The sequence below is a fragment of the Mesorhizobium sp. dw_380 genome (genome assembly GCF_018588885.1).
In the GTDB taxonomy this organism is placed as follows: domain Bacteria; phylum Pseudomonadota; class Alphaproteobacteria; order Rhizobiales; family Rhizobiaceae; genus Mesorhizobium.
Genome location: NZ_JAFFIW010000131.1, coordinates 1 through 917, shown reverse-complemented (window position 1 = coordinate 917; position 917 = coordinate 1). Strand labels below are relative to the sequence as shown.

2 pseudogenes are annotated in these 917 nt (G+C 62.9%); one reads left to right on the top strand and one right to left on the bottom strand.

Going from position 1 to position 917, the window contains the following annotated elements:
• Positions 1–31: 31 nt before the first annotated feature.
• Positions 32–716, top strand: a pseudogene (locus JT360_RS33225) (IS256 family transposase); the annotation flags it as partial.
• 12 nt (positions 717–728) lie between these two features.
• Here JT360_RS33225 and JT360_RS33925 read toward each other — a convergent pair.
• A pseudogene (locus tag JT360_RS33925) lies at positions 729–830 on the bottom strand (exopolysaccharide production repressor protein); the annotation flags it as partial.
• Positions 831–917: the final 87 nt, after the last annotated feature.

Below are 917 nucleotides of genomic sequence, written 5' to 3'. Positions count from 1 at the left end.
GTTGTGACGAGCGTATCGGGCATCTGGCGCGATCGCGTCGGGCGGCGTCGTCATGAGCCAGGCGGTGCTGATCGCTGTCGGCATCGATTGGGACGGCCGGCGCCAGATCTTGGCCGTCGAGATGGCTAATCGCGAAAGCCGCTCGGCCTGGAGGGATTTCCTCGTCGCGCTGAAGGCGCGCGGGCTCAGGGGCGTCGAACTGGTCGTGTCCGACGATCATGCCAGCCTGGTGGCGGCGATCGGCGGGGTGATCCCCGAAGCCCGCCTGGCAGCGCTGCTACGTGCCTCAGGAACGCGCTCGATCACCTGCCGAGAAATCGTGGCGATGATTGCCTGCAGGAGTTGCGCTGGCTCTACGACCGCGCGATCTCGCCGAGGCCAAGGCCGATCTCGCCGCATGGCTTGCCAAATGGTCGGGCCGCTATCCGCGACTGACGAGCTGGGGAGAGGAGACCATCGAATGCACGCTGACCTTCTTTTGCCTGCCGCGCCAGCACCACAAGCACCTGAAGTCCACCAACATGCTGGAACGCCTCAACGAGGAAATCCGCCGGCGCACCTATGTCGTGCGCATCTTCCCGAACGCCGAAAGCTGCCTGCGCCTGGTCAGGGCGCTGGCCGTCGAAACCAACGAAAACTGGATGGAGGCCAACCGCTACATCAACATGGATGACCTGCGCGAGCACAAGAAGCTTGCTTTGCGCCAAGCCGCATGACCAGCTCAGAAAGAGCACGCGGCCGAAGTAGCCGGCCTGAAGCAGCAGCGAACAGGCCAGCGTCGTGACGACTGCCACACGGAGAATCCAAAGCGAAGTAAACCATCGACGCATTGCTGCACAGGACCAGCCCCACGAGCCGACAAAAAGATGAAGTGCAACGCCGTTCTCCTGGTTTTCGCCAGATCATGTTGCGAGCTG